This window comes from Aestuariivirga sp. (assembly GCF_046294715.1).
Lineage (GTDB): Bacteria > Pseudomonadota > Alphaproteobacteria > Rhizobiales > Aestuariivirgaceae > Aestuariivirga.
Map to the genome: position 1 here is coordinate 1 of NZ_JBKBKI010000034.1, position 25102 is coordinate 25102.

Here is a 25102-nt window from a genome sequence, read left to right on the forward strand (position 1 = left end):
GCGAATACCCCTTCGCGCCCAAGCCTGTCGCTTACGAAATGACCGAGACCCACCTTCTGCCCGACCGCAATGGCGAAATTCTTCTCCCAGATGCGCCGGGCCTCGGCATTGTCATGAGCGAAGAAGGAATCGCGCGCTATCTCGTGGATGTCCAGATCTCGGCCCGGGGTGAGCGCCTCTACAGCACGCCCCGCGTCGCCACGGCCGCCGTCCGGGAGGATGAAGGTGGCTGATACAGTAGGCCGGAGGGGGTTCGGGAGGTCGGCCGGCGCTCCGGCTATGACCTCCTGTCGGCGTTCGATGAGCTTGAGGGTGCGCCTCCGGATCCGACACGCGCACATCCTGCGCGGGAACCCACGGTGGTCGCAGCCCTGAAGGGCACTTGCCGGGGGGCACTTTCGAATTCGCCATGTGCAGCGACTTCATGCTGGCGGAAGAGAGTTCGATTGGCGACCCCGATTTGCGCTTTGCCGCGAGAGCTCCGTCTCTCGTCACGCCACTGGTAATGTGCATGCGCCGCGCAAAGGAGGTCCGGCACCTTGGCGTGATGTGCTTGTTGCGGTCGTAAGGCCGATTAGACAGTCCCCGCGCGACAAGTTTCCACGTGCCGTCGCATCTGTCGCAATCTCCACATATCTCACGCCCGGCACTTTCAGTGCGACCATCGTGGTGGTCGCAATCACCTCGCCGATCAACCTTCAAGGTTTCGTCTTCACGTGCTTTGGACAGCAATTCCTTGCTAGAGTCCACATGCAGCGAGTTTGCTAAATCACTGACAGGGCGAGAGATTTTGGCAAGCTTTAGGGAGAGTAGCCGCCAGCTCCCCCAGCCATACCAACGGCGCTCAACGCAATTCCACCCGAAAAGAACCTCGATTTTCGTGCGAGACATTGTCACGTGTGGCAACCGACTGTAGATACCGGCGGTCTCTTATTCATCGATGCATATGCATTGATCTTGGTGAAACATGCCCGGTTCGACTACTCCCGGAACCCAGCCGTATCCTGGCACCATCTTGTTCGGTGCGCGATCTCCGATGGTGGTGGAGTATGAGGAGGTATGCTCGAGGGCCGGCATCCCGATCATGGCTGCGATACACCTCGGCGGAACGCCAAGACTTCTGAACTCGCGCATCATCGTCGCATTCAGCGAGATGGAGGACCGCTTCAGCGGTCTACACTTTGTTCCCGTCGCCTTCTCGCCGCTCAGGCGCCGTGAATTGACGGATCTGGCTTCGGCCAAGGGCCTGGTTCTCGCCCGGCCCGTCGTTGATCCGTCCGCCGTTGTGTTTTCAAGCTCGCGGATCCGGGACGGCGCGTTCATAGGTGCGGGAACAGTCGTCGGCGCTCTTACCATCCTCGGTACCTGCTGCCTGCTGAACCGGTCAGCTTCCATCGGCCACCATTGCGTCATCGGCGACTACGCCAGCATCGGGCCAGGAACGACACTGGCCAGCAACGTCAGGATTGGTGAGGGCTGCTTGGTCGGCGCAGGCTCGACGATCTTGCCGAATGTGGAGATCGGAGCCGGCGCCGTCATCGCTGCTGGATCGGTTGTCAGGAAGTCGGTCAAGCCGGGAATGCTCGTATCCGGAAACCCTGCAAGGGAACTCCGACCCCGTGCATCGCCAGCGACTTCCCGCTCGGACAATCAAGATGAGTAGATGACAGTGCGAGAGGTTCGCGCCATTTGGAAAAATGTTTCGACTGGGGGTGAGAAGCCCTATCTCATTCGCCCCGGCGGTGTAACCAGCTATAGGGAACTTCATTCGCTGGTATCCCGGGCGCTATCCGCGTTCCATGCTGCCGGTGTCTCGAGGGGCGATCGCCTGATGATCGTGCTGGAAGATGAGGCTAAGGCAAGTGCTGCGTTCGTGGCCTCGTTGCTCGCCGGCATCGTTCCCGTGATGCTTCCCTTCGATATCGGCACGACCCGCCGTGAATCGATCCACCGCTTGCTGGAGCCCGCACTCGTCGTGGAGAATGAGGGGATCTTCTCGTCTTCAGAAGGCAAGCACGAGCTCGAGGAAGAACAGGATCCTGACCAACTCGCTTATCTGATCTTCACCTCGGGGACCACCTCCGAGCCGAGCGGCGTGGAAATCACGAGGCGCAATCTGTTCTCCCATCTGAATACACTGGTCCGCCTGTTCGGTTTCGATTCCCGATCGAGAGTTTACAATCCTACCCCCGTTTCCCATACGGATGGGCTCATATTCGGCCCCCTCCTCGCCGTTGCAACGGGAGGCACATTCATCCGCCCCGGTCCGCTGAACCTCGCTGAACTCGATGGCTGGATCGGAATGCTGCGCAAGCACCGTGCCACGCACATGGTGACGAACCCCACCGTTCTGAGCCTGCTCGACCGGTCCTGCGACGTCGGCATGCATTTCGGCGGCGAAGACTTCAGGGGCATCATCAGTTCCGCCTCCCTGTTGCGCCCCGAACTTTGGCGTCGCTTCGAAGAACGATCCGGCACGCAGCTCTGGAACCTGTATGGCCTGACCGAGACAGTGACCTCCGCTCTGTACGCCGGCCGTCATCCCGAAATGGGACCAGTGGGAAGCCTAGGAAAACCGATCGACTGCGAAGCTCGGGTCGGCGTGGTGAGCGGACGGCCAGATCTCGCGAGTGACGCTCATGCCGGGGAACTCGAGCTGCGAGGGACGCATATCTTCAGAGGCTATTGGAAGAACCCCGGCCGCACTGCGGCGACAATTACGCCGGATGGCTGGATGAAGACCGGGGATCTGGTACGGCAGAACGAAGATGGCTCCTTCTCATTTCTGGGCCGTGTCAAGTCGGTGATCAATTCCGGCGGCACGCTCATTCGCGGCGAGGAGGTCGATGAATGTCTGCTCCGGCATCCGGCGGTGCTTGAGGCGGTGACCGTCGGACTCGGGGACGAGGATTTCGAGGAAATCGCCGTATCCGCCGTCGTTCTTTCCGATCGGATTTCAGAAGCCGCACTGGCAGATCATTGCCGGAGCGAGCTCGAAAGGCTCAAGGTACCCAAGCGAGTGATCGCAGTCGATTCCATACCCAGGGGAAGTGCGGGAAAGCCCAACTTCGGCAAGCTGCGTGACCTCCTCCATGAGATGATGAGTTCGAACAGCCGGCCTGACGCTGATCAAACAGCATCGCATCAGAAGCAGGTTATCGAATTGGCGGCCCTGGTGTTCCGCACTGAACCGGAGAGATTGTCTCTCTCCTCCAGTCCGCAAACGGTCGAGGGCTGGGACAGCTTCACGCACATCAATCTCATGCTGCAATCCGAAATGGAGTTTTCGGTTCGCATTCCGGCAGGACAGGTCACGCAGGTGAAGAACTTGGGTGACCTGAGCGACTTGCTTGAGAAGCTGAGAAGAACCCACTGAGAAGATTTGGCAGATGAAGAAGATTGCCATACTCGGCACCTGCGCCTCAGAAGACTGGTTTCATTTTCAAGACCCGCGACGGAGGCTCGATGTCAGGCTGGCGCCGCCCTACCAGCAGTCTGCGCTGGTCAGTCTCAATTGCAAACCCGTGCCGCTACCCGGCGATCTTGGTCCCAAGATACGCGAGGGAGAGATGCAGAAGCTTCGCGCCGACTTCGACAAGAGCTTTCTGGCCACACTGAAGGACGTCAAGCCCGACGTCCTGATTGTCGATCTGCTGCTGGACTCGCGCCGGGGTGTTTATCGGTTCGGGGACAGCTGGGTGACCAACAGCTACATCATTCATCGTTCCGCACTGAAGGAGAGGCTGGATTCCAGGGACCTCTTCGACCCTGTCAGGGACCCCGCTCGCTACCTCGAAGCCTTCACCGCCTCCGTGCGTTATCTTGCTGCGTTCCTTCACGACAACTTGCCGGATTGCAGGGTCATTCTTCACAAGGCGCGCTGGGCTGAGTACTATGTTGATACCAAAGGTGACCTGCATCCCTTCGAACCCAAGCGGCAACTTAGTCACTTTGTCGGGAATATACGCGCAAAGATGCTGGAAACCGTGTTCGAACGCGAAATCAACTGCGAATGCGTGGCGGTTGACGACGTGCCGGTCATCGCCGACGTGCAGCACATCTGGGGCTTTCTTCCGGCGCATTATCAGCGGGATTACTATCAAAGCTTTTCAGAGAAGCTGCGGCGGATCATTGAATAGTGATGTGCGCTGCTCCCGAACCTGAAGCGCAAGTCATCCGGCGAGCTGATTCTGACCCACGGGTCAAAAGCAAGTGAAACCGTGTTTCTCGCCGGCTGGAGGTCAGACCCCCCTCCCCGCGCCCGTTGAAACCTCAAAACCGATGCTGCTATGACTTGCATTAGAGGCGCCAGGGAAAGGGGCCCAGCGGGGATAATGCCATGACTCTGGAGGATATATACCGCCTGCTGCGGACCGGGCACATCCAGGCGCAGGGTGTCTTCGACACCATTGACAGTCCGCTGCTTGTCCTCGACGAGAACATCTGCGTTCTCAACGCCAATCCCGCTTTCTTCCGGACCTTCAGGGTGGACCGCGAGGAGACTTTGGGAAAGCGCCTGTCCAGCCTCGGCAACGGACAGTGGAACATCCCGGAGTTGATCCGCCTGCTGGCGGAGGTGATCCCGAAGTCGACTGCCGTGATCGGATATGAGGTCACCCATGACTTTCCCGGGCTCGGACGCCGCACCATGGCGCTCACCGCGAGGCGCCTTGTCCACCCGGATAACAACAGCCTCACCATGTTGATCGTGTTCGACGACATCACCGAACGGCGTCAGCAGGAAACCTCGAAGGACCTGCTGGTAGGCGAAGTCGAGCACCGCCTGAAGAACTTCCTCTCGCTGGCAAGCGCCCTTGCCCGCCAGCTTCGGGCCGAGGGGGAGGGTGCCGCGAGGTACCGTGACGCATTCCTTTCCCAGCTCGAAGCCCTGGTCGCTGCCGAACTCACTCTTTTCACACGTGGCGGGCACGAACTCGCCTCTCTTCTGGGGACGGTGCTCGGCCCTTACGTCGACAAGGTCCGGATCAAGGGAGGACCTCAGCTCGAGATCTCGCGGCGGCAGCTACGGCCACTCATCATGGTTCTGCATGAGCTGGCGACGAATGCACAGAAACACGGCGCGCTTTCGTCAGACGATGGCAGCGTCGAGGTGGGATGGACCATTTCCGAGGAGGAACCGCACCGGATCGTTCTGGACTGGCGGGAGACAGGCGGGCCGTCGGTCGCCAATCCCGCTCACGAAGGCTTCGGCACCAAGCTGATCTCTTCGATCCTTCGTACCGAACTCGGCGGAACCGCCGAGCTTGAGTTCAAACCGGGTGGACTGACGGTGCGGATCGAGTTGCCGATCGAATCGCCCCTCAATCCTTGAGGCTTTCGCGCCGCTGCCCGTCGCATCAGGTTCGACCGCCGATCTGCAGCGCGGTGACGGCGATCGCCGTTTCGACCGCCCTGACGATCCGGGAGAGTTCCATGGAGGCGACGTCCGCGCGCTGATGGATGTCGAGCCCCGCCCCGGCGCGCGTGACCTTGATCATGCCCGCCACCTGCTCCGGGATGTAGGGAACATGGATGAAGCCGGCCGGCACGTGAGCGGAGCGGGCCGCCAGCACGTCGAGCACGGTGAACATGCAGGCATTGCAGAGGAACGTGCCGGCCGCGGATGAAAGGCGGACCGGTATTCCCTGCTCCAGCAGTGCCGTCTCGATCGCCCTCAGCGGCAGCGTGGCGAAACGAGCCTCCTGCGCGTTGGAATTTACCCGGTCGTCCGAGACGAAGGCCCCGTCATTGTCGCGGATCTCATAGTCCACGAGGTTCACGCCGACGCGCTCGAGACGGATCACCGCCTCCCCCGGTCCCAGGCCGAGCGAGATCACGGCGGATGGCTTCACATCCTCGATCAGGGCCGGAAGGCGCGCGCGCACCTCCTTCAGGCTCACCGGCAGCCCACGCCCCGCGACGGTGAAGCCCTCGATCACCCGCCCGTCCAATGCCTTCATTGCTTCATGCGCCGGGTTGAGGTCGCGCCCGCCATAAGGCTCGAAGCCAGTGAGAAGAACGGTCCTGTCCGCCATGCGTGCGCCTCTCTGCAGCAGCCTCAGTCTGCCAGCGCAATGGGCTTCGGGGCAACAGTTTCCGCCAGTCACCCCGGAGAAGCCTCCTCAGCCGAAGGCGTTCACCAGGATGTCGGCATCCACTGCCACCGCTGCCACCGCCTCGCCATTTGCCATCAGAGACCACATGTCATAGGCCCCGCCCGCCGCGCCATCGAGGCCGACGTCGCTCTGGACGAGCTGCCACGCGTGGCTGGCGGCAAGCGCGCCCGCACCGTCGGGATCGATGCCGTAGAGGTTCACCACGTCGCCTGCGTCACCGTTCACGACGAGTGTCTTTGGTGCAGCTGTGGCGGTGAAATCGAAGAACCGCTCATAATCGCTGGCAAGCACCTGCCGCCCGTCGAGCGCCAGCGTGTTGTTGCCCGTGCCGGTGATGTCGAAGATCTCGACGCCGTCGGTGCGGCTGCCAAGCGCGAGGCTGACCCCTACCCCATCCACCCGGAGCGTGTCGGTGCCGGTGCCGCCGTCGATCCTGGAGAATTCCGCATCCGAAACGGCGAGCACGTCATTGCCCGCGCCGCCGCGCAGCACGTCCGCCCCGCCGCCGCCCGTGAGCGTGTCGTTGCCCAGCCCGCCCACGAGCATTTCCGCCGCCGCCGTGCCGGTGGTCGTCACCGGCGTCGTGCCCCGCCCAAACGCGCCGCCGTAGATCACATAGGCCTCGCCCGCGTCAAAGGCGCTGTCGTCACCACCGAGCGCGCCCGCAATAAGGTCGTCGAAACCGTCGCCATTGACGTCTCCGGCTGCTGCCACAGCCGACCCCAGAGTGTCGCCCACGACATCACCCTGCACGATGAAGCCCTGGGCGGCGGTCAGGCCGGTGAGGTCGATCACCCGGCGTCCCGTGGCGTCCAGCGTGCCGAAGCCGGAAGCGGTGCCGAAGATCACATAGGTTTCCCCCGCATCCTGGCCCCCGTTGTCGCCCATCTCCGCGCCCACGAGGAGATCATCATAACCGTCGCCATTGACATCGCCAGCTGAAGAGACGTTGGCGCCGGCCGTATCACCCGCAGTGTCGCCCTGGATGACGAAGCCCTGCGCCGGAGTCAGTGCCGTGAGGTCGATGACGCGGCGGCCCGTGCCGTCCACCGTGCCGAAGCCGGCAGCCGAGCCGAAGATCACATAGGCCTCGCCGGCATCCGTGCCGCCGTCGTCGCCCCGCTGCGCACCGACGATCATGTCGTCGAAGCCGTCGCCGTTGATGTCGCCCGCCGAAGACACGCTCCAGCCCGCACGGTCGCCCACTTCGTCGCCCTGGATGACGAAGCCCTGCGCCGCCGTCAGCGTGGTCAGGTCGATCACCTGCCGGGTGAAGCCGCCCACGGTCACGGCCGTGCCGAAGCCGGATGCAGACCCGAAGACGACATATGCCTCGCCCGCATCCGTGCCACCGTCGTCGCCGCGCGGCGCGCCGACGATCAGGTCGTCGAAGCCATCGCCATTGACGTCGCCCGCCGAGGATACGCTGGTGCCGGCATAATCGAAGGCGACGTCGGCCTGGATGATGAAACCCTGCGCCGCCGTGAGGCTGGTCAGGTCGATGATCCGCCGGCCCGTGCCATCCACCGCTCCGAAAGAGGATGCGCCGCCGAAGATCACATAGGCCTCGCCGCCGTTCACGCCGCCGTCGTCGCCCAGATTGCCGCCCACGATGACATCGTCGAAGCCGTCGCCGTTGACGTCCCCGGCCGAAGACACGCTGACGCCCACGCGGTCTTCAGAGACGTCGGCCTGAATGATGAAGCCCTGTGCGGGCGCAAGGCTCGTGAGGTCGATCACCCTGCGGCCCGCGGCGTCGGGCGTGCCGAAGCCCGCGCGCGTGCCGAAGATCACATAGGCTTCGCCGCCGTTGACGCCGCCGTCATCGCCGAGCTGCGCGCCGACGATCAGGTCGTCGAGGCCGTCGCCGTTGATGTCGCCCGCCGAGGAGACGCTGCGCCCCGCATAGTCTCCGGCCGCATCGCCCTGGATGACGAAACCCTCCGAAGGCGTGAGACCAGTGAGATCGATCACCTTGCGGCCGGCAGCATCGGCACTGCCGAACCCCGAGGCCGAGCCGAACACCACATAGGCCTCGCCCGCGTCCGTTCCGCCGTCGTCGCCCCAATGCGCCCCGACGATGACGTCATCGAAGCCGTCGCCGTTGATGTCCCCGGCGGAAGACACGCTGCGCCCCGCCCAGTCGCGTGAGGCATCACCCTGCACGATGAAGCCCTGCGAGGCGGCGAGGAAGGTCGTGTCGACCACGCGCGAGAAGTTGGAGGTCACCGTGTTCTGGATGCGCAGTTCGGCGTTGCCGCTGGTGTAGCGCTCGAACACCTGCCCGCCGCTCGAGAGCGTGCCGCCGTAGAGCCAGCCCGCGTCTGCCAGCGAGACGCTGTCGCCTGCATTGCCGGTGACGGTGAGAACCGCCACACCGTTCGTGCGCTGCTCCGTCAGGTCGAGCATCGAAAGGCGGTCCAGCGTCAGCGTGTTGTTGCCCGTGCCGGTGAGGTCGATCCGCTCGATGGAGCTGATCTCGCCCGGCGCCATGGTGGCGAGGTTGAGGCTCATGCCCGAGCCATCGAGGCGGAGCGTGTCCGTGCCCGTGCCGCCGTGGATGTCGGCGAAGCCTGTGTCGCCGATGCCGAGCACGTCGTCCCCCGCGCCGCCACGCAGCACGTCCGCCCCGCCGCCGCCCGTGAGCGTGTCGTTGCCCGTTCCGCCCATCAGCACCTCGGCCGCGGCCGTGCCGGTGGTCAGCGCCGGCGCGCGCCCGAACGTGCTGCCATAGATGACATAGGCTTCGCCCGCGACCGACCCGCCGTCGTCGCCCCATCCCGCGCCGGCGATTAGGTCGTCGAAGCCGTCGCCATTGATGTCGCCGGCCGCAGAGACAGCCCGGCCCAGGAAATCGGCGAGGATGTCGCCCTGAACGATGAAGCCGGTGGCGGCGTTGAGGCCCGTGAGGTCGACCACCCGGCGGCCCGACGCATCGGCCGTGCCGAAGTTGGAACCCGAGCCGAAGATCACATAGGCTTCGCCCGCATTGACTCCGCCGTCGTCGCCCAGGTGGGCGCCGACGATGAGATCCGCGAAGCCGTCGCCATTGACGTCGCCCGCGCTGGAAACGCTGTTGCCGGCAAGATCGCCTGCAATGTCGCCCTGGATGATGAAGCCCTGCGCCGGGGTCAGCGTGGTGAGATCGATCACCCGGCGGCTGAAGCCCGCAGTGGTGACGGCCGTTCCGAAGCCCGCCGCCGAGCCGAAGATCACATAGGCCTCGCCCGCATCCGTGCCGCCGTCGTCGCCGGCCTCAGCACCGATGACGATGTCGTCGAAGCCGTCGCCGTTCACGTCGCCGGCCGAGGAAACGCCGCGGCCCGTCAGGTCGCCCGCGACATCGCCCTGGATGATGAAGCCCTGCGCCGCCGTAAGGCTGGTCAAGTCCACCACCTGCCGCGTGAAACCACCCGCCGCCACGGCGCTGCCGAAACCAGAACCCGAGCCGAACACCACATAGGCCTCGCCCGCGTCTGTTCCGCCATCATCGCCCGTGTGGGCGCCGACCACGAGATCGTCATAGCCGTCGCCGTTGACGTCGCCCGCCGCCGCCACACCCACGCCGGCCTGATCGGCGGACGAGTCGCCCTGGATGATGAAACCCTGCGCCGCCGTGAGGCTGGTGAGGTCAACAACCCGGCGGCCCGTGGCATCCGCCGTGCCGAAGCCCGAGGCCGAGCCGAAGATCACGTAGGCCTCGCCCGCGCTCAGGCCGCCATCGTCGCCCAGGCTGGCGCCGACGATGAGATCCGCGAAGCCGTCACCATTGACGTCGCCCGCGCGGGACACGCTGTTGCCGGCAAGATCGCCTGCAATGTCGCCCTGGATGATGAAGCCCTGCGCCGGGGTCAGCGTGGTGAGATCAATCAAGTTGCGCCCTGTCGCATCCGCCTCGCCGAAGCCGCTGCGCGAGCCGAATACCACATAGGCCTCGCCTGCATCCGCGCCGCCATCATCACCCCTGCTCGCCCCGAGGATCATGTCATCCACGCCGTCGCCGTTGATGTCGCCCGCCGTGGCGACGCTGAAGCCCGCCTGGTCGCCCGCCACGTCGCCCTGCACGACGAAGCCCTGCGCGGCGGTGAGGCTGGTGAGATCGATCACGCTGCGGCCCGTGGCGTCCACCGTGCCAAAGCCTCCGGCCGCGCCGAAGATCATATAGGCCTCACCTGCGTCCGCTCCGCCGTCGTCGCCCTTGTAGGCGCCGACGATCAGGTCCGCGAAGCCGTCGCCGTTGATGTCGCCGGCGGAGGATACGGCCCGCCCCGCCACGTCGCCCGCCGTGTCACCCTGGATGATGAAGCCCTGCCCCGGCAGCAGGGTGGTCGTGTCGATCACCCGGCTGATGTTGGGCAGCACATTGCCCTCGACGCGAACCTCGGCATTGCCGTTGACATAGCGCTCGAAGCCCTTCGTGCCCGAAGCCATGCTGCCCTGGTAGACCCATCCGCTGTCGGCGAAGCCGATGGCGTCGCCGGAATTGCCGGTCACCGTCAGGATGGCCTTGCCGCCCGCCCGCTCCTCCGAGAGGTCCAGCACCGCGAGGCGGTCCACGGTGAGCGTATTGTTGCCGATCCCTGTGAGGTCGATCTGCTCGACGGAGCTGATCCTGCCGGGCTGGATGGTCGCGAGGTTCAGGCTCATGCCCGCGCCGTCGAGGCGCAGCGTGTCCGTGCCGTTGCCGCCGTCGATGCGGGCGAAGGACGTATCAGAGATGCCGAGCACGTCGTTCCCCGCGCCGCCGCGAAGGACGTCCGCCCCGCCGCCGCCGGCGAGCGTGTCGCTGCCCAACCCGCCGAGGATGACGTCCGCAGCCGCCGTGCCAGTCGTGGAAACGGGCGTATTGCCGCGCCCGAAGGCGCCGCCGAACACCACATAGGCCTCGCCCGCGTCGCCGCCGCCCGCGTCGTTGCGGGGCGCGCCGACGATCAGGTCGTCGAAGCCGTCGTCGTTGACGTCGCCCGCGGCGGAAACGCTCCCGCCCAGCCCCTCGCCCGCCACCATGAAGCCATCGGCCGCGGCGAGGCCGGAGAGATCGAGCACCATGCGTCCGCCCGCATCCGCCGTGCCGATGCCGGAAGCCTTGCCGAACACCACATAGGCCTTGCCATCCGCGCCGATGAGAAGATCGTCCAGGCCGTCGCCGTTGATGTCTCCCGCCGAGGAGACGCTGACACCGGCCTCGTCGCCGGGCGCATCGCCCTTGACCGTGAAGCCCTGCGATGCAGACAGAGCCGTGAGGTCGAGCACCATGCGGCCTGACGCATCCGCCGTGCCGAAGCCCGCAGCCGAGCCGTACACCACATGCACCTCGCCCGCGTCCGTGCCGCCGAGGTCGCCCCGGCTCGAACCGACGATCATGTCGTCGAAGCCGTCGCCGTTGACGTCGCCCGCCGAGGAGACGGTGAAGGCTGCATCGCCCGTCGCCGCGCCGCGCAGGATGAAGCCCTGCGAGGAGGAAAGGCTGGTGAGGTCCATCACCTGCCGGCCCAGCGCGTCGGCCACCGTGCCGAAGCCGGAAGCGTTGCCGAACACCACATAGGCCTGCGCCGCGTCGCCGTCGCCCGAGGCGGTGCTGCCGACGAGAAGGTCGGAGAGGCCGTCGCCGTTGATGTCCCCGGCGGAGGAAACGCTGATGCCCGCCTGGTCGAAGACGGCATCGCCCTGGATGATGAAGCCCTGGGCAGGGGTGAGCGTTCCCACCGTGAACACCCGGCGCGTCGCCGCCGTGCCGCCGAAGGGGCCGGGGCCGCCGAACAGCACATAGGCCTCTCCGGCATTGTCGCCGCCGTCGTCGCCGCCGCTCGCACCCATGATGACGTCGTCGTAGCCGTCGCCGTTCACATCCCCGGCGGCGGAGATGCTGGTCCCCGCGAGGTCCAGCGCCGCGTCGCCGCGGATGAAGAAGCCCTGTGCGATGGGGTAGGTCGAGAGGTCGATCACCTGGCGGCCCGCTGCATCGGCGCTGCCGAAGCCCGAAGCTGATCCCCAGACGATGTAGGACTCGCCCGCGCTCATGCCCCGGTCGTCGCCGAACGGCGCGCCGACAACGAGGTCCTCGAACCCGTCGCCGTTGAAGTCCCCCGCCCGGGTGACGCTCATCCCCGCGCCATCCTCCGCCACGTCGCCCTGGATGACGAAGCCCTGCGCGGCGGAAAGCGTGGTGAGGTCGATTACCCGGCGGCCTGATGCATCCGCCGTGCCGAAGCCGGAGGCGGAGCCCAACACCACATAGGCCTCGCCCGCATCCATGCCGCCATCGTCGCCGCCCGGCGCGCCGATGACGATGTCGCCGATGCCGTCGCCGTTGATGTCGCCCGCCGCGGCCACGCTGAAGCCCGTCATGTCGCCGCCGGTGTCGCCCCGGATGATGAAGCCCTGGGCGGCCGAGAGCGTCTGCACGTCAATGACCGTCTGCGCGGCGCTGCCCGTATCCGCGCCGCCGAGGCCCTGGGTTGCGCTCACCGTCACGCCGTCCCTGACGCGCAGCTCCGCCCCATCATTGCCATATCGCCGGAAACTCTCGCCGTTGACGGTGATGGTGCCGAGATCGCTCCAGCCCGCATCGGCGAGGCTGACGGCGTCGCCCGCATTGCCGTTGACCGTGAGAATGGCCGCGCCGCCCGTGCGCTCCTCGGTGAGGTCGAGCACGGCGTGCCGGTCCAGCGTCAGGCTGTTGTTGCCCGTGCCGGTGAGGTCGATCCGCTCGATGGACTTGATCTCGCCCGGCAGCATGGCGGCGAGATCGAGCGGGATGCCCGCCCCGTCCAGCGCCAGCGTGTCGGTGCCGGTACCGCCGTCGATATCGGCGAAGCCCGCACCGGAGATCGCCAGCACGTCGTCGCCAGCACCCCCGCGCAGCACGTCCGCCCCGCCCTTGCCGGAGAGCGTGTCGTTGCCGAGCCCGCCGATGAGGATTTCGGCCGCCGCCGTGCCCGTCGTGACGACGGGCGCAGCGCCGCGTCCGAAGGCGCCGCCATAGATCACATAGGCCTCGCCCGCATCCGCGCCACCGTCGTCGCCCTTGCCGGCGCCCACGATCAGGTCGCCGAAGCCATCGCCATTGATGTCGCCCGCCGAGGCGACGCGGCGACCCAGCTGGTCGCCCGCGGCATCGCCCTGGATGATGAAGCCGTCTTCCGGGGCAAGCGTCGTCAGGTCGAGAACCCGGCGCGTCACCCCATCGATCGTCACATCTGAGCCGAAGCCCGAAGCCTTGCCGAAGATGAGATAGACCTCACCCGCATCGATTCCGCCGTCATCGCCAAACCACGAGCCGACGATCAGGTCGCCATAGCCGTCGCCATTGACATCGCCCGCCGAGGCGACCGTTCGGCCCAGCTCGTCGCCAGCGGCATCACCCTGGACGATGAAACCCGCAGCGGGTGACAGCGCCGTGAGGTCCAGAACCTGACGCGTGACGCCATCGAAGGTGACGGAGGTGCCGAAGCCCGAGGCCTTGCCGAAGATCACATAGGCTTCGCCCGCCGTGATGCCGCCATCGTCGCCTTGCTTCGCGCCGGTGACGAGATCGTCGTAGCCGTCGCCATTGAGGTCGCCCGCGAAGGCCACCGAAAATCCCAGCTCATCGCCCTCGGCATCCCCCTGGATGATGAACCCGTCGGCAGGCGTAAGGCTGGTGAGGTCGAGCACGTGGCGGCCAGTCGCATCCGCGGCGCCGAAACCCGAGGCCTTGCCGAAGATCACATAGACTTCCCCGGCACTCGACCCGCCGTCGTCGCCGAAGGCGCCGACGATCATGTCGTCATAGCCGTCGCCGTTGATGTCGCCGCCCGAGGCAACACCGATGCCCGCGATGTCGCCCTCGGCGTCGCCCTGGATGACGAAGCCGCGGGACGGTGTGAGATTGGTGAGGTCGACCACCGAGCGGCCCGTGCCGCCCGGCATGCCGGGCCCGACCCTCCCTCCGAAGATCACATAGGCTTCGCCCGCGTTAAACCCGCCGTCCCCGCCACGGTATGCACCGATGATCACGTCGTCGAAGCCGTCGCCGTTGATGTCACCCGCCGTGCCGATGCCGCGGCCCAGCCGGTCTCCCGTGACATCACCCTGGATGATGAAACCATCTGCCGCGGAGAGGAAGCTCAGGTCCACCACCTGGCGGCCCGCAGCATCCATGGCTCCGAACCCCGCCGCCCTGCCGAAGACCACGTAGCCATCGCCAGCGTAATTGCCGCCATCATCGCCCTGGTAAGCGCCCACGATGATGTCGGCGAAGCCGTCGCCATTGACGTCGCCCGCCGCGGCAAGCCCGCGGCCCAGCCTGTCGCCCGCGGAGTCACCCTGGATGATGAACCCCTCGGCGGGCGAAAGGCTGGTGAGATCGATCACCGGGCGCCCCGAAGCATCCAGTACGCCGAAATCCCCGGCCTTGCCGAAGATCACATAGGCCTCGCCGGCAAAATCTCCGCCGTCGTCGCCCCGATAGGCACCCAGGATGATGTCGTCGAAGCCGTCGCCGTTGACGTCCCCGGCGGAGGCAACGGGGTGGCCCGCCAGATCGCCCGCCGCATCGCCCTGGATGATGAAGCCCTGCGCGGCAGTGAGGTTCGTGACGTCGATGCCCTGCCGCAGCTCCACCGCCACGCCGTTCTGGATGCGGAGTTCCACGCCGTCGACGGTGTAGCGGCCGAAGCTCACGCCGCCTTCTGTCACCGCGCCCGCATGGGACCAGATCTGGCCGACGGCCGAAACGCTGTCGCCCGCATTGCCGGTGATGGTCAACACCGCCTGCCCGCCGGAGCGCTCCTCCGTCAGGCCCAGCGCGTCGAGCTTGCCGATGGTCAGCCGGTTGTTGCCGGTTCCCGTGAGGTCGATCCCCTCGATCGAGGTGATCTTGCCCGGCAGCATGGCGTCAAGGTCGAGGTGCAGGCCCGATCCCTGAAGCCGCAGCGTGTCCGTGCCCGTTCCGCCGTCGATGCGGAGGAAGCCCGTATCGCTCACCGCCAGCAGGTCGTTCCCCGCGCCGCCGCGCAGCACGTCCGCGCCGCCATTGCCGGACAGCATATCGTTGCCGAGTCCTCCGACAAGGATATCGGCGGCCGCCGTGCCGGTGGTGGTCACCGGCGTGCTGCCCAGCCCGAAGGCCCCGCCATAGATCACGTAGGCCTCGCCCGCGTCGGCGCCGCCATCGTCGCCCAGCCGCGCCCCGACGACCAGGTCGCCGAATCCATCGCCGTTGATGTCGCCGGCGGACGAAACGGCGCTGCCAAGCGTGTCGCCAGCCGCATCGCCCTGGACGATGAAGCCCTGGCCGGGCGAGAGTGTCGCGAGATCGATCAGGCGGCCGCCCGCGCCGTCCGCCGTGCCGAAGCCCGTGGCCCTGCCGAAGATCACATAGGCCTCGCCGGCGTCCACGCCGCCATCATCACCCTGCCGGGCGTTCACGATCAGGTCGTCGTAGCCGTCTCCGTTGACGTCGCCAGCCTTCGCGACGCTCCAGGCCGTTAGGTCACTCGCCGCCTCTCCGCGGATGGTGAAGCCCTGCGCCGCGGTGAGGCCGGCGAGGTCCAGCACGTTGCGGCCCGAAGCATCCGGCGTTCCGAACCCTGCGGGGCCGCCGAAGATCACCTGCGCCTCGCCAGCGTCATGCGCGGCCACGTCGCTCGCATAAACGCCCACGATCAGGTCGTCATAGCCGTCAGCGTTGACGTCGCCCGCCGTCGAAACCGCGATTCCCGCGGCATCGCCCTCCGCCGCACCCCGGAGGATGAAGCCCTCGGCGGCTGTCAGGGTGGAGAGATCGACCACGTAACGGTTCGCCGCATCCGCCGCGCCGAAGCCCGCGGCCTTGCCGTAGATCACATAGGCCTCGCCCGCATTGGTGGCCACGTCGTCGCCACCGGGGGCTCCCACCACGACGTCGGCATAGCCGTCGCCGTTGATGTCGCCCGCCGCGCCGACGCTCGCCCCGGCATTGTCTCCCGCCGCATCGCCGCGGATGACGAAGCCCTGTTCGTCCGAGAGGGTGGAGAGATCGATCCGCGTGACGCCACCCGTCGCACTGCCGAAGATCACGTAGGCTGCACCGGAATTCACGCCGTCGTCGTCGCTGTAGCGCTCGCCGACGATGATGTCATCGAAGCCGTCGCCGTTCACGTCTCCCGCTGCGGCGAGGCTGTGGCCCGCCTGGTCGCCCGCCATGTCACCCTGGATGACGAAGCCCTGCGCGCTGGTGAGCGTCGAGAGATCGAGAACGCGGCGCCCCGTGGCGTCCACCGCGCCGAAGCCGGAAGCGCCCCCGTACACCACATAAACCTCGCCCGCATCGTTGCCTCCGTCATCGCCGAGCCGTGCGCCGATGAGGAGATCGGTGAAGCCGTCGCCGTTCACGTCCCCCGCGCCCGCGATGGCGAAGCCCGACTGGTCGCCTGCCGCATCTCCCTGGATGATCAAGCCGTCCTCCGGCGCGAGAGTGGTGAGATCGAGCGCCCTCCGGCCCGCCGCATCCGCCGAGCCATAGGGAGCGGACTTGCCGAACACGACATAGGTTTCGCCCGCCAAGGAACCGCCGTCGTTGCCGGCAAACGCCGAAGCGGCAAAGTCGTCGAAGCCGTCGCCGTTGATGTCCCCCGCCGAGGCAGCACTCCAGCCGAAATTGTCGCCCGCCTCGTCACCCTGGATGATGAAACCCTGCGCCGGGGACAGAGTGGTCACGTCGATGACGCTGCGCGAGACGCTCACATCAAGCGCGGTTGAAAAGGCGGATTCGTTGCCGGCCCTGTCCAGCGCCCGGGCCGTGAAGCTGTGCGCCGTCGCCAGCAGTTCCCCCGTCTCGAGGCTCCAGCTGCCGTCTTCCGCAACGACCGTGCTGCCGAGCAGTACTTCGCCGTCGAAAACGCTGACGGTGGCATGCGCTTCTGCCGTTCCAGACAGCGTCAGATCCGCATCCGTGGTGACGCCGTCGTCGGCGGATCCCGTATCCTCCGACCAGCCCGTGATGACTGGAGCGGCGACCAGCGTATCGAGCGTGAAGGTGAACGACGTTGCCTCCGAAGGCACGCCCCAGGCATCGACCTGGCGCACCAGCACCTCGTTGGCGCCCTCCCCTGCAGCAAAGCTCGCGTTCCACGTGGAACCGCCATCGGTGGAATACTGCACCGTTGCACGCGCCTCGACGCCGCTCAGGCTCAAGCGGCCGTCGTTGGTAAGCGCGTCCCCTGCGATGCCGGTATCCGACTGGAGCGTGACCGAGGGCGCCGCCGGCGCGGTGAGGCCGAGAAAGTCGCGGTGGCTGAGCGTCACGGCGGCGCCGATCTGCACCGCAAACTCGGCACGGCCATCGCCGTCGGTGTCGGCGTAGATCATGGTCGTGCCTTTTGACCGCCCGGTCCACACACCGAAGGCCGTGGCCTCGGTCCCGGTCCATCTGAGTGCGTGATCCGGCTGAAGTGAACTGAAATCGATCAGGTCTCGCTCGGAGGCGTTGGCGGTATGGGCCGCGGAGGCAAAGCTCCGGATCAGGTCGAACTGCCCGTTTCTCGCCGGCGAATCCGCGGCGGAACTGAACACGAAGCGGTCCGCCCCCTGCCCGCCGTCGAGAACGTCACGCCCCAGACCGCCATTGAGGATGTCATCGCCGCCTCCGCCCGAGAGCATGTCGTTGCCCTGCTCGCCGTGCAGAATGTCGCTCTCGGCACTGCCGAGCAGCCTGTCATGACCGCGGAGACCACGCAGTGTCGGCCGCTGATAGACCCATGCCGTTCCGTTCCAGACGAAGGTACCGCCTGCGCCGACGCTGATCGATTTTCCAACCTGAAAACTGCTCATCTCAAGTCACCCTGCCGATCGCCGCCTGCACCCCCTCGCGCCGGCGGCCCGATCCCCTGATTGTGGTTTTCCTGATTGCAGCTCTAGGCCGCGGCTCTCAACAAGTGATAAAAGCAATCACAAAATAAAACTAAGTTAGTTAGCAAGTAACAAGCGAAAAATCTAAGAAAAAGGGGTATACGGCAAGGTTCGCTTAGTCCGAGTTTGACCTGATAATCATGGCGCCATTGGGTGGAAGGAATTCAACCAGGTGGAGATGGCCGAACCGTGGGGAGATCGCGAAAAACAAAAAGCGCCGCGGTAAGTGACCGCGGCGCGAAACTGTTCCTGTGCCGATGATCTAGTAGCGGCTGATGCAGCGGTCGTACTCGCGCCAGTAATATCTTTCCCAGCGAGAAGAGCTCCGCGCCGCGCTTCCAACGCCGCCGATGCCGGCGCCGATGGCTGCGCCCGTGCCGACGTCGCGGCCCGAGCCGCCACCGATCACGCCGCCGAGGATGCCGCCCACCACCGCGCCGCCGATGGCGCCCCCGACGGTGTTGGAGGTGACCCTCCGGTCGGCATATTTCTCGGCCTGCCGCTGGCAGTAGCGTTTCTGGCTCTTGGTGGCTGCATCGCTTGCCTCCACCATGCCGAAGGGCAGCGCAAAGAGGGCGAGAAACAGGACGGCTGCTTTCTTCATGGGACAAACCTCCAGATTCGGGCGGATGAACCGCTCCGGCAGGCGCAGGATAGATACGCGGGCATGCCGAAGCAAGCAGGCAGGGATGGGCCTTGTCCCGTTAACGGTCCAGCAACCATGAGCCCGCTTGCCGGTTGAGAATTCAACCCTTGAACGAAAGCCTTCCCGTTCATGGACTGGTGCTTAACAGCCCGACAACCAGCCTCTGCGAATGCTGGCCTCAGCAGTTCCCATGGGCGTGGACCTGCAGGTAATAACGGTCGCACAATCCTTTTCACGAGCAAAGCCGATCCACATGACGACGGTTCTCTCCCAGGAAGTCTTCCATGAAGACGTGGGGCACGCCTTCAACGAACTGACGATTCTGCAGCAGATCGGGAACCTTCCGGCGGACAGCCTGCTGCGAGTCCTGCAATCGATTCCTTCGCCGCTCCTCCGGAAGGCTCTCGAGAAGCAGGAAGGCAGCCCCGCGGCGGCGCTCACCGCCGTGACCCCTCCCCTGCCGGAGCGGGACGACAGCAACTCCCGCAAGGATATCCGCAACCGCGTCCTGCGGGGCGGAAAGGTGATCTACAACAACCGTCACAGCATCATGGATGCCCAGGTGCGCGACCTGTCGACGAGCGGCTGCCGCATCCGCGTGGAACATACCGGGCAACTTCCGACCTTCTTCACCATGGTGATCACCGGCGTCATCGGCGAGAAGACCTGCGAGACCCGCTGGCGCACCGATCGCGAAGTGGGCGTGCGCTTCCTTTGAACGATGGCGCACTGCCGGCCCACGGGCGTCACTCGGCGATGACCGCGCCGGCCTCCGCGCCGTAGGCATCGGCAGAGGCCATGCCGGCGTTGGCGCCGCCACTTGCCTTGGTTCCTGGCATCACCTCGAAGCGCGGGTCGAACTCGACCATGGTGGCGGCGAGTTTCGCGAGGATGCTGACATCGCCCTCGGCCCTGGCCGTGCCGTCCTTCAGCTGGTCCTCGAGCTTCTTCACTCCCATCATCGTCAGTTCGAGATCGGCCCGGTTGATGGTGAGCGTCAGGTCCGGCTTTGCGGCCTGGAAGCCCTGAATGTTGGTAAGCGTGGCGTTCTCGAGCTCGATCAGGAACTTCTCGCCGTTGTCGGGGGTGACCAGGTTGATGGCGAAGCGCATGCCTTCCGCCTTGCGGCTGTCCATCTTGATGGCCAGGAAGTTCAGGAACAGCTCGGTCGACATGGCGCGGATCACGTCGGGACTGCTCGAATTCGCCGCCTCCCCTTGCGGAATTCCGGAACGGAGCTCGTAGGCGCCAGAAAGGTAGCTGTTGCGCAGGCCCGGGTTCTCCTGCTGGTAGCCGATCTGCTCGAAGATGTCGGCGAGCAGGTCCTTGGCCTCCTGGTTCTGGGGCTCGGCCTGGACCAGCTTGTTGACGATCTCCATCGCCAGCAGATACTGGCCCGCGTCATGCAGCTCGCGCCCGCGCGCCATGATCTTCGCGGCACCCCCCATCATCTCGACGTAGAGCGGCGCGGAATCCTCCGGCGAGAGCGGAATGAGGGTCGCGGGGTTGCAGTCCCAGAAGCCGAGGAAGCGCTGGATCACGCCGCGCGAATTGTGCTCCGCCGATCCGTGATAGCCGCGGCAGTGCCACTTCTGCAGGATCGAGGGCGGCAGCCGGTAGACATTGTGGATCTGGTTGATTGTGACACCCTGGTTGGCGAAATGCAGCACCTGGTTGTTCATGTGGGCATAGAGGTCGCGCTGGTCGCGCAGCACCTCCTGGATGCGCTCGTTTCCCCATCGCGGCCAGTGATGCGAGGCGAACATGACCTCGGCCTCCTTGCCGAACCGATGGAGCGCTTCGTTGATGTATTTCGACCAGCGGAGCGGATCGCGCACCTGCGCGCCGCGCAGCGTGTAGATGTTGTGAAGCGTCGCCGTGACGTTCTCGGCCATCCACAGCGCCTTCATGTCGGGGAAGTAGGTGTTCATCTCGCGCGGCGCTTCGGTGTTGGGCGTGTTCTGGAAGATCATCCTCACGCCGTCCACCTCGAATTCCTCGATCGGTTCGGACACCAGGCGGGTCGGCGCGATGAGGCCCGAGGCACCGGCGGAAATCTTGTGTCCGAGGCCCTGGGTGACGAAGCCATGCGGCGCCACCGGCAGAAGCAGTCCGTACTGGTAGAACAGCCGCCGGTTCATGGCATTGCCGGCAAACACGTTCTCTGCCACCGTGAAGTCCATGAAGTCCACCGGCGCGATGACCTGCACCTTGCCGGAGGCCACGTCTTCGTTCTTGAGGTCGAGTCCGCGCACGCCACCCCAGTGATCGCCGTGCGTATGAGAATAGATCACCGCCGTGATCGGCCGTCCTTCGCCGACCTTCTCCTGGAACAGCCTGGTGGCGGCGCGCACCGCCTCGGCGGAGACGAGCGGGTCGAAGACGATCCAGCCCGTCTTGCCGCGCACGAAGGTGATGTCGGACAGATCGACCCCGCGCACCTGGTAGATGCCGGGAATCACCTCATAGAGGCCGTAGTTGTTGTTCAGCCTGGCGATGCGGAGCATGGAGGGGTGGATGCTGTCGAATTCCCTGTCCTCGTTGAGGAACTGGAAACGCTCCATGTCCACGGCATCATGACCCGCGTCGGCCTTGATCCTGAGGTCCGGCATCGGCGCGATGAAGCCCTTCTTGAGCTCCTCGAAGTCGCGGGCATCCGCGAATGGCAGGTCTTCAGCCGATTTCTTCAGCACCTCGATCGTGTACTTCGAGGGCGCTTTGCCCTTGGGATGGAAATGGGTGGCGAGAGGCTGCGCCGCCTCCTGCGCATGAGCCTGGCTCTCGTCGAAGAGCAGACCGCCAATTGCAAAGGCCGCGCCTGTCGCGGGGATCGAGGCCAGCACTTCCCTTCTTGTCGTCATCTCTCAAGCTCCAGCACAGGCTAACACGGGGGATCGCAACCGCAGCGGCGCGAGTTCCACATGTCTAGTGCCTCCGCGATGCCGGATTGCGACAAACGCAGCAATGCCGGTGGAGCGAAACGCCGCCCTGCGCTACCTCAGCCTTTCGAAGCCGCGGCCGAGATGACTGGCGCCGGGATCCTCCCCCGCCTTGCCATGCGCCAGATCGTCGATGATCGGGCAGTCGGGCCTTGTATCCCCATGGCAATGCGCTGCGAGATGCTTCAGCGCCTTGGCCATGTCCTCGATCTCCCGTCGCTTGGCCTCGAGCACCTTCACGTGCTCGAGCGCGATGCGCTTCACGTCCGCGCTGGCGCGGCTGCGGTCGTGCCAGAGCTGCATAAGTTCGCCGATCTGCTCCACCGTGAAGCCGAGATCGCGCGCCCGGCGCACGAAGCGCAGTGCATGGATATCGTTCTCGGAATAGACGCGGTAACCGGACATGGTGCGGGCCGGCGCGGCAATCAGCCCCGCCTGTTCATAATAGCGGATCATCTTCGCGGAAACGCCGGATGCCGTGGCGGCTTCACCGATGTTCATGTCCTCTTCTCCTTGTCATGTGGCCTGTGCCGCCGGAGCCGCAGCGCATTGCCGACGACGAAGACGCTCGACAGCGCCATCGCCCCGGCGGCGATCATCGGCGAAAGCAGCATGCCGTTCACCGGGTAGAGCACGCCCGCAGCCACCGGGATCAGCAGCACGTTGTAGGCGAAGGCCCAGAAAAGGTTTTCCTTGATGTTGCGGATCGTCGCCTGGGACAGGCCGATGGCGGTCGGGACACCCCTCAGGTCGCCCGACATCAGCACGACGTCGGCGCTTTCGATGGCGATGTCGGTGCCCGTGCCGATGGCGATGCCGACGTCGGCTTCGGCGAGTGCCGGCGCGTCGTTGATGCCGTCGCCCACGAAGGCGACATGGCGCCCGCCGGACTTGAGGCGGCGGATCGTCTCCACCTTGCCTTCCGGCAGGACTTCCGCCACCACCTCGTCAATGCCGAGGCGGCGCGCGATGGCCTCCGCCGTCCGGCGGTTGTCACCCGTGATCATCGCCACCTTGAGCCCCATGGCATGGAGCGCAGCGATCGCCGCTGGCGTCGAGGGCTTCACCGGGTCCGCCACGGCGAGGATGGCGGCAAGCCTTCCCTCGACCGCGGCATAGAGCGGTGTCTTGCCCTGATGGCCGAGCTGCTCCGCAGCCGCGGCGAAGACCGAGGGGTCGAGACCAAGCTTCACCATGTAGCGATCCGCCCCGACGGCCACCTCCCGGCCCCCGGCGAGTCCGCGGGCGCCGAAGCCCGGCACGGCCTCGAAGCCAGTGAGGCCGGGAAGCTCCAGGCCCCTCGACTTGGCGGCCGCCGCAATTGCCGTCGCGATCGGATGCTCGGAGGCGCCTTCAACCGTGGCAACCAGCGCCAGCGTCTCATCGGGGGCGAAGCCTTCCGCCACCTCGAAATCGGTGAGTTCGGGCTTGCCGGCCGTCAGCGTGCCGGTCTTGTCGAGCGCCACCACCGCGACGCCGCGCAGGCTCTGCAGCGCCTCGCCCTGCCGGAACAGCACGCCGAGCTCCGCCGCCCGGCCGGTGCCCACCATGATCGAGGTGGGGGTCGCAAGGCCCATGGCGCAGGGGCAGGCGATGATCAGCACGGCCACGGCATTGACGAGGCCGAAGGTGAGCGCCGGTTCCGGCCCGAAGACGAGCCAAACCAGGAAGGTCGCCAACGCTGCCGCCATGACGGCAGGAACGAACCAGGAGGTGATGCGGTCCACCAGCGCCTGGATCGGCAGCTTCGCACCCTGCGCCTGTTCCACCATGCGGATGATCTGCGCAAGCAGCGTATCGACCCCGACCTTGGTTGCGCGGTAAGTGAAGCTCCCGGTCTTGTTGATGGTGCCCCCCACCACCTCCGCTCCTTCGCCCTTGATGACCGGGATGGGCTCGCCCGTGATCATCGACTCGTCCACGTAGGAGGAGCCCTCGAGAACCACGCCGTCGACCGGCAGCCGGTCTCCCGGGCGCACCTGCACCACGTCGCCCGCCATCACCTCCTCGAGCGGCAGGTCCACGACCTCGCCGCCGCGGACGACACGCGCCGACTTGGCCTGGAGCCCGACGAGCTTTGTGATGGCCTCGCTGGTGCGGCCCTTGGCGCGCGCCTCGAGCAGCCGCCCGAGCAGGATCAAAGTGACGATCACCGCCGAGGCTTCATAGTAGACGTTGGCCGTGCCGTCGGGGAGCACCTGCGGAATGAAGGTGGCGACGACCGAATAACCCCAGGCAGCGGTGGAGCCCAGCACCACCAGCGAGTTCATTTCGGGCGAGAACCGCACCAGCGCCGGAATCCCCTTCTGGTAGAAGCGCAGCCCCGGCCCGAACTGAACGATGGTGGCGAGCACGAAATAGAAGAGGTGAAGCATGTGCCGGTCGACCGAATGCAGCCAGTGGCCGAAGCCGGGAATCACATGCGATCCCATCTCGATCAGGAAGAGCGGGAGGGTGAGTATGCCGGCAATGGCAAAGTCGCGCTTGAGCTTGCGGTATTCGGTTTCCTTTTGAGCCTGGCGCGCATCCGCCGAATCGGCGCTTGCCGTGAGGCGCCGCGGCTCGTAGCCCGCCTTGCGGACCGCCGCCTCGATGGCCGCAAGCGGCGTACCGGGCAGAAGTTTCAGGCTGGCCCGCTCCGTGGCGAGATTGACGGAGGCGGAGATGACGCCCGGCACCGCCGAGATCGCCTTTTCCACGCGGCGCACACAGGAAGCGCAGGTCATGCCCTCGACCCCGATTTCCGTCGTCTGGCTTGCCACCTCGTATCCGGCGGTACGGATGGCGGCGACCACGGCCTCCGGGCTCACGCTGTCCTCCATGCGCACGTCAGCGCGCTCGGTTGCGAGGTTGACGGATGCGCTCCGCACCCCGGGTACGCTGCTGATCGCCTTTTCGACCCTGCGGACGCAGGAGGCGCAGGTCATGCCTTCCACGGGAAAGCTCTGGAGCGGGAGTGTGGCTGTGTCTGTCATATCGAACCTCCTCGATGATGATCGAGGTGTGGGGCTTCCAACGATGGGAGGGTCAAGAGGTGATTTCAAGCTTTGTGTCGCCAGCGTGCGCCCCATGGAGGGCTGCACAACCCTCACGCAGCCTAACACTCAAAGATTGCACCTTGGGCCCGGCGGGCGCGGCCAGCGCAGCGCTTGCCCGGGAACAGCACCTAGGATCTCAACTTCTTCCGAGTACGGGGCTTGACCTTGCCACGCTGGCAAGCTCCATCTGAACCAGAAGGCAAACCGGCCAGAACCAGAACGGAGACTGAAGAATGATAACGCTTACCGTACCTGACATGACCTGTGGACACTGCGTGAGCACGCTCACAAAGGCCATCAAGTCGATCGACCCCACGGCCGATGTGAAAGCCGATCTCGCCTCGAAGACCCTGAGGATCGAGACGACGGCGCCGGCACCGAGGATTGCCAGGGCGCTCGACGAAGCCGGCTACTCCAGCAACCCGGCGTGAGGGATACCGTCGCTTTATGTTTCGCTGGGCGGGAAGTTCGGCTAGCTTCACCGGCAAGTGA

The 25102-nt window shown here is 65.7% G+C and carries 12 protein-coding genes and 1 pseudogene; 7 read left to right on the top strand and 6 right to left on the bottom strand.

What is annotated here, in order from left to right:
- The 5 genes and pseudogenes from ACK4HL_RS17345 to ACK4HL_RS17365 form a co-directional block, all read left to right on the top strand.
- Nucleotides 1-233, top strand: a pseudogene (locus ACK4HL_RS17345) (hypothetical protein); the annotation flags it as partial.
- Nucleotides 234-1084: 851 nt separating this feature from the next.
- Nucleotides 1085-1663 carry an acetyltransferase gene (locus tag ACK4HL_RS17350; RefSeq protein ID WP_409762945.1) on the top strand — a complete coding sequence of 193 codons (579 nt, stop codon included), beginning with the start codon at nt 1085-1087 and terminating at the stop codon, nt 1661-1663.
- Nucleotides 1664-3376 carry an AMP-binding protein gene (locus ACK4HL_RS17355; RefSeq protein WP_409762948.1) on the top strand — a complete coding sequence of 571 codons (1713 nt, stop codon included), beginning with the start codon at nt 1664-1666 and terminating at the stop codon, nt 3374-3376.
- Between the two features lie 13 nt (nt 3377-3389).
- Nucleotides 3390-4139, top strand: coding sequence for a DUF6270 domain-containing protein (locus ACK4HL_RS17360; RefSeq protein ID WP_409762951.1), 750 nt, complete (start codon nt 3390-3392; stop codon nt 4137-4139).
- 200 nt (nt 4140-4339) lie between these two features.
- Nucleotides 4340-5332 (top strand): PAS domain-containing protein, encoded by a 993-nt coding sequence (locus tag ACK4HL_RS17365; protein WP_409762954.1) that lies wholly within the window; start codon nt 4340-4342, stop codon nt 5330-5332.
- Nucleotides 5333-5357: 25 nt separating this feature from the next.
- Here the strand turns inward: ACK4HL_RS17365 and ACK4HL_RS17370 are convergent, their stop codons facing one another.
- The 3 genes from ACK4HL_RS17370 to ACK4HL_RS17380 all read right to left on the bottom strand — a co-directional run bounded on the left by ACK4HL_RS17370 (nt 5358) and on the right by ACK4HL_RS17380 (nt 18591).
- Nucleotides 5358-6035, bottom strand: coding sequence for a hypothetical protein (locus ACK4HL_RS17370; protein WP_409762957.1), 678 nt, complete (start codon nt 6033-6035; stop codon nt 5358-5360).
- Between the two features lie 87 nt (nt 6036-6122).
- Nucleotides 6123-17909 carry an Ig-like domain-containing protein gene (locus tag ACK4HL_RS17375; RefSeq protein ID WP_409762960.1) on the bottom strand — a complete coding sequence of 3929 codons (11787 nt, stop codon included), beginning with the start codon at nt 17907-17909 and terminating at the stop codon, nt 6123-6125.
- A 340-nt stretch (nt 17910-18249) separates the two neighbouring features.
- Complete coding sequence (locus ACK4HL_RS17380) at nt 18250-18591, bottom strand: hypothetical protein (protein WP_409762963.1); 342 nt, start codon at nt 18589-18591, stop codon at nt 18250-18252.
- A gap of 295 nt (nt 18592-18886) precedes the next feature.
- Between ACK4HL_RS17380 and ACK4HL_RS17385 the strand changes: the two genes are divergently transcribed.
- A complete protein-coding gene (locus ACK4HL_RS17385; RefSeq protein WP_409762966.1) occupies nt 18887-19351 on the top strand; it encodes a PilZ domain-containing protein in 465 nt (154 codons plus the stop codon).
- Nucleotides 19352-19379: 28 nt separating this feature from the next.
- On the opposite strand, the gene ACK4HL_RS17390 is transcribed toward ACK4HL_RS17385, so the two are convergent.
- From ACK4HL_RS17390 to ACK4HL_RS17400, 3 genes are all read right to left on the bottom strand, one after another.
- Complete coding sequence (locus ACK4HL_RS17390; RefSeq protein WP_409762968.1) at nt 19380-21494, bottom strand: alkyl/aryl-sulfatase; 2115 nt, start codon at nt 21492-21494, stop codon at nt 19380-19382.
- Between the two features lie 132 nt (nt 21495-21626).
- Nucleotides 21627-22073: a Cu(I)-responsive transcriptional regulator gene (cueR, locus tag ACK4HL_RS17395; RefSeq protein ID WP_409762971.1), complete on the bottom strand. Its 447-nt coding sequence runs from the start codon at nt 22071-22073 to the stop codon at nt 21627-21629.
- Nucleotides 22070-24547, bottom strand: coding sequence for a heavy metal translocating P-type ATPase (locus ACK4HL_RS17400; RefSeq protein WP_409762974.1), 2478 nt, complete (start codon nt 24545-24547; stop codon nt 22070-22072). The genes cueR and ACK4HL_RS17400 overlap by 4 nt, the downstream gene beginning before the upstream one ends.
- 296 nt (nt 24548-24843) lie before the next feature.
- On the opposite strand from ACK4HL_RS17400, the gene ACK4HL_RS17405 reads away from it, so the two are divergent.
- Nucleotides 24844-25041, top strand: coding sequence for a heavy-metal-associated domain-containing protein (locus ACK4HL_RS17405; protein WP_409762977.1), 198 nt, complete (start codon nt 24844-24846; stop codon nt 25039-25041).
- Nucleotides 25042-25102: the final 61 nt, after the last annotated feature.

Coding starts and splice junctions, on each gene's coding strand:
- ACK4HL_RS17350 (WP_409762945.1), top strand. CDS start 1,085: ATGGCTGCGATACACCTCGGCGGAACGCCAAGACTTCTGAACTCGCGC.
- ACK4HL_RS17355 (WP_409762948.1), top strand. CDS start 1,664: ATGACAGTGCGAGAGGTTCGCGCCATTTGGAAAAATGTTTCGACTGGG.
- ACK4HL_RS17360 (WP_409762951.1), top strand. CDS start 3,390: ATGAAGAAGATTGCCATACTCGGCACCTGCGCCTCAGAAGACTGGTTT.
- ACK4HL_RS17365 (WP_409762954.1), top strand. CDS start 4,340: ATGACTCTGGAGGATATATACCGCCTGCTGCGGACCGGGCACATCCAG.
- ACK4HL_RS17370 (WP_409762957.1), bottom strand. CDS start 6,035: ATGGCGGACAGGACCGTTCTTCTCACTGGCTTCGAGCCTTATGGCGGG.
- ACK4HL_RS17375 (WP_409762960.1), bottom strand. CDS start 17,909: ATGAGCAGTTTTCAGGTTGGAAAATCGATCAGCGTCGGCGCAGGCGGT.
- ACK4HL_RS17380 (WP_409762963.1), bottom strand. CDS start 18,591: ATGAAGAAAGCAGCCGTCCTGTTTCTCGCCCTCTTTGCGCTGCCCTTC.
- ACK4HL_RS17385 (WP_409762966.1), top strand. CDS start 18,887: ATGACGACGGTTCTCTCCCAGGAAGTCTTCCATGAAGACGTGGGGCAC.
- ACK4HL_RS17390 (WP_409762968.1), bottom strand. CDS start 21,494: ATGACGACAAGAAGGGAAGTGCTGGCCTCGATCCCCGCGACAGGCGCG.
- cueR (WP_409762971.1), bottom strand. CDS start 22,073: ATGAACATCGGTGAAGCCGCCACGGCATCCGGCGTTTCCGCGAAGATG.
- ACK4HL_RS17400 (WP_409762974.1), bottom strand. CDS start 24,547: ATGACAGACACAGCCACACTCCCGCTCCAGAGCTTTCCCGTGGAAGGC.
- ACK4HL_RS17405 (WP_409762977.1), top strand. CDS start 24,844: ATGATAACGCTTACCGTACCTGACATGACCTGTGGACACTGCGTGAGC.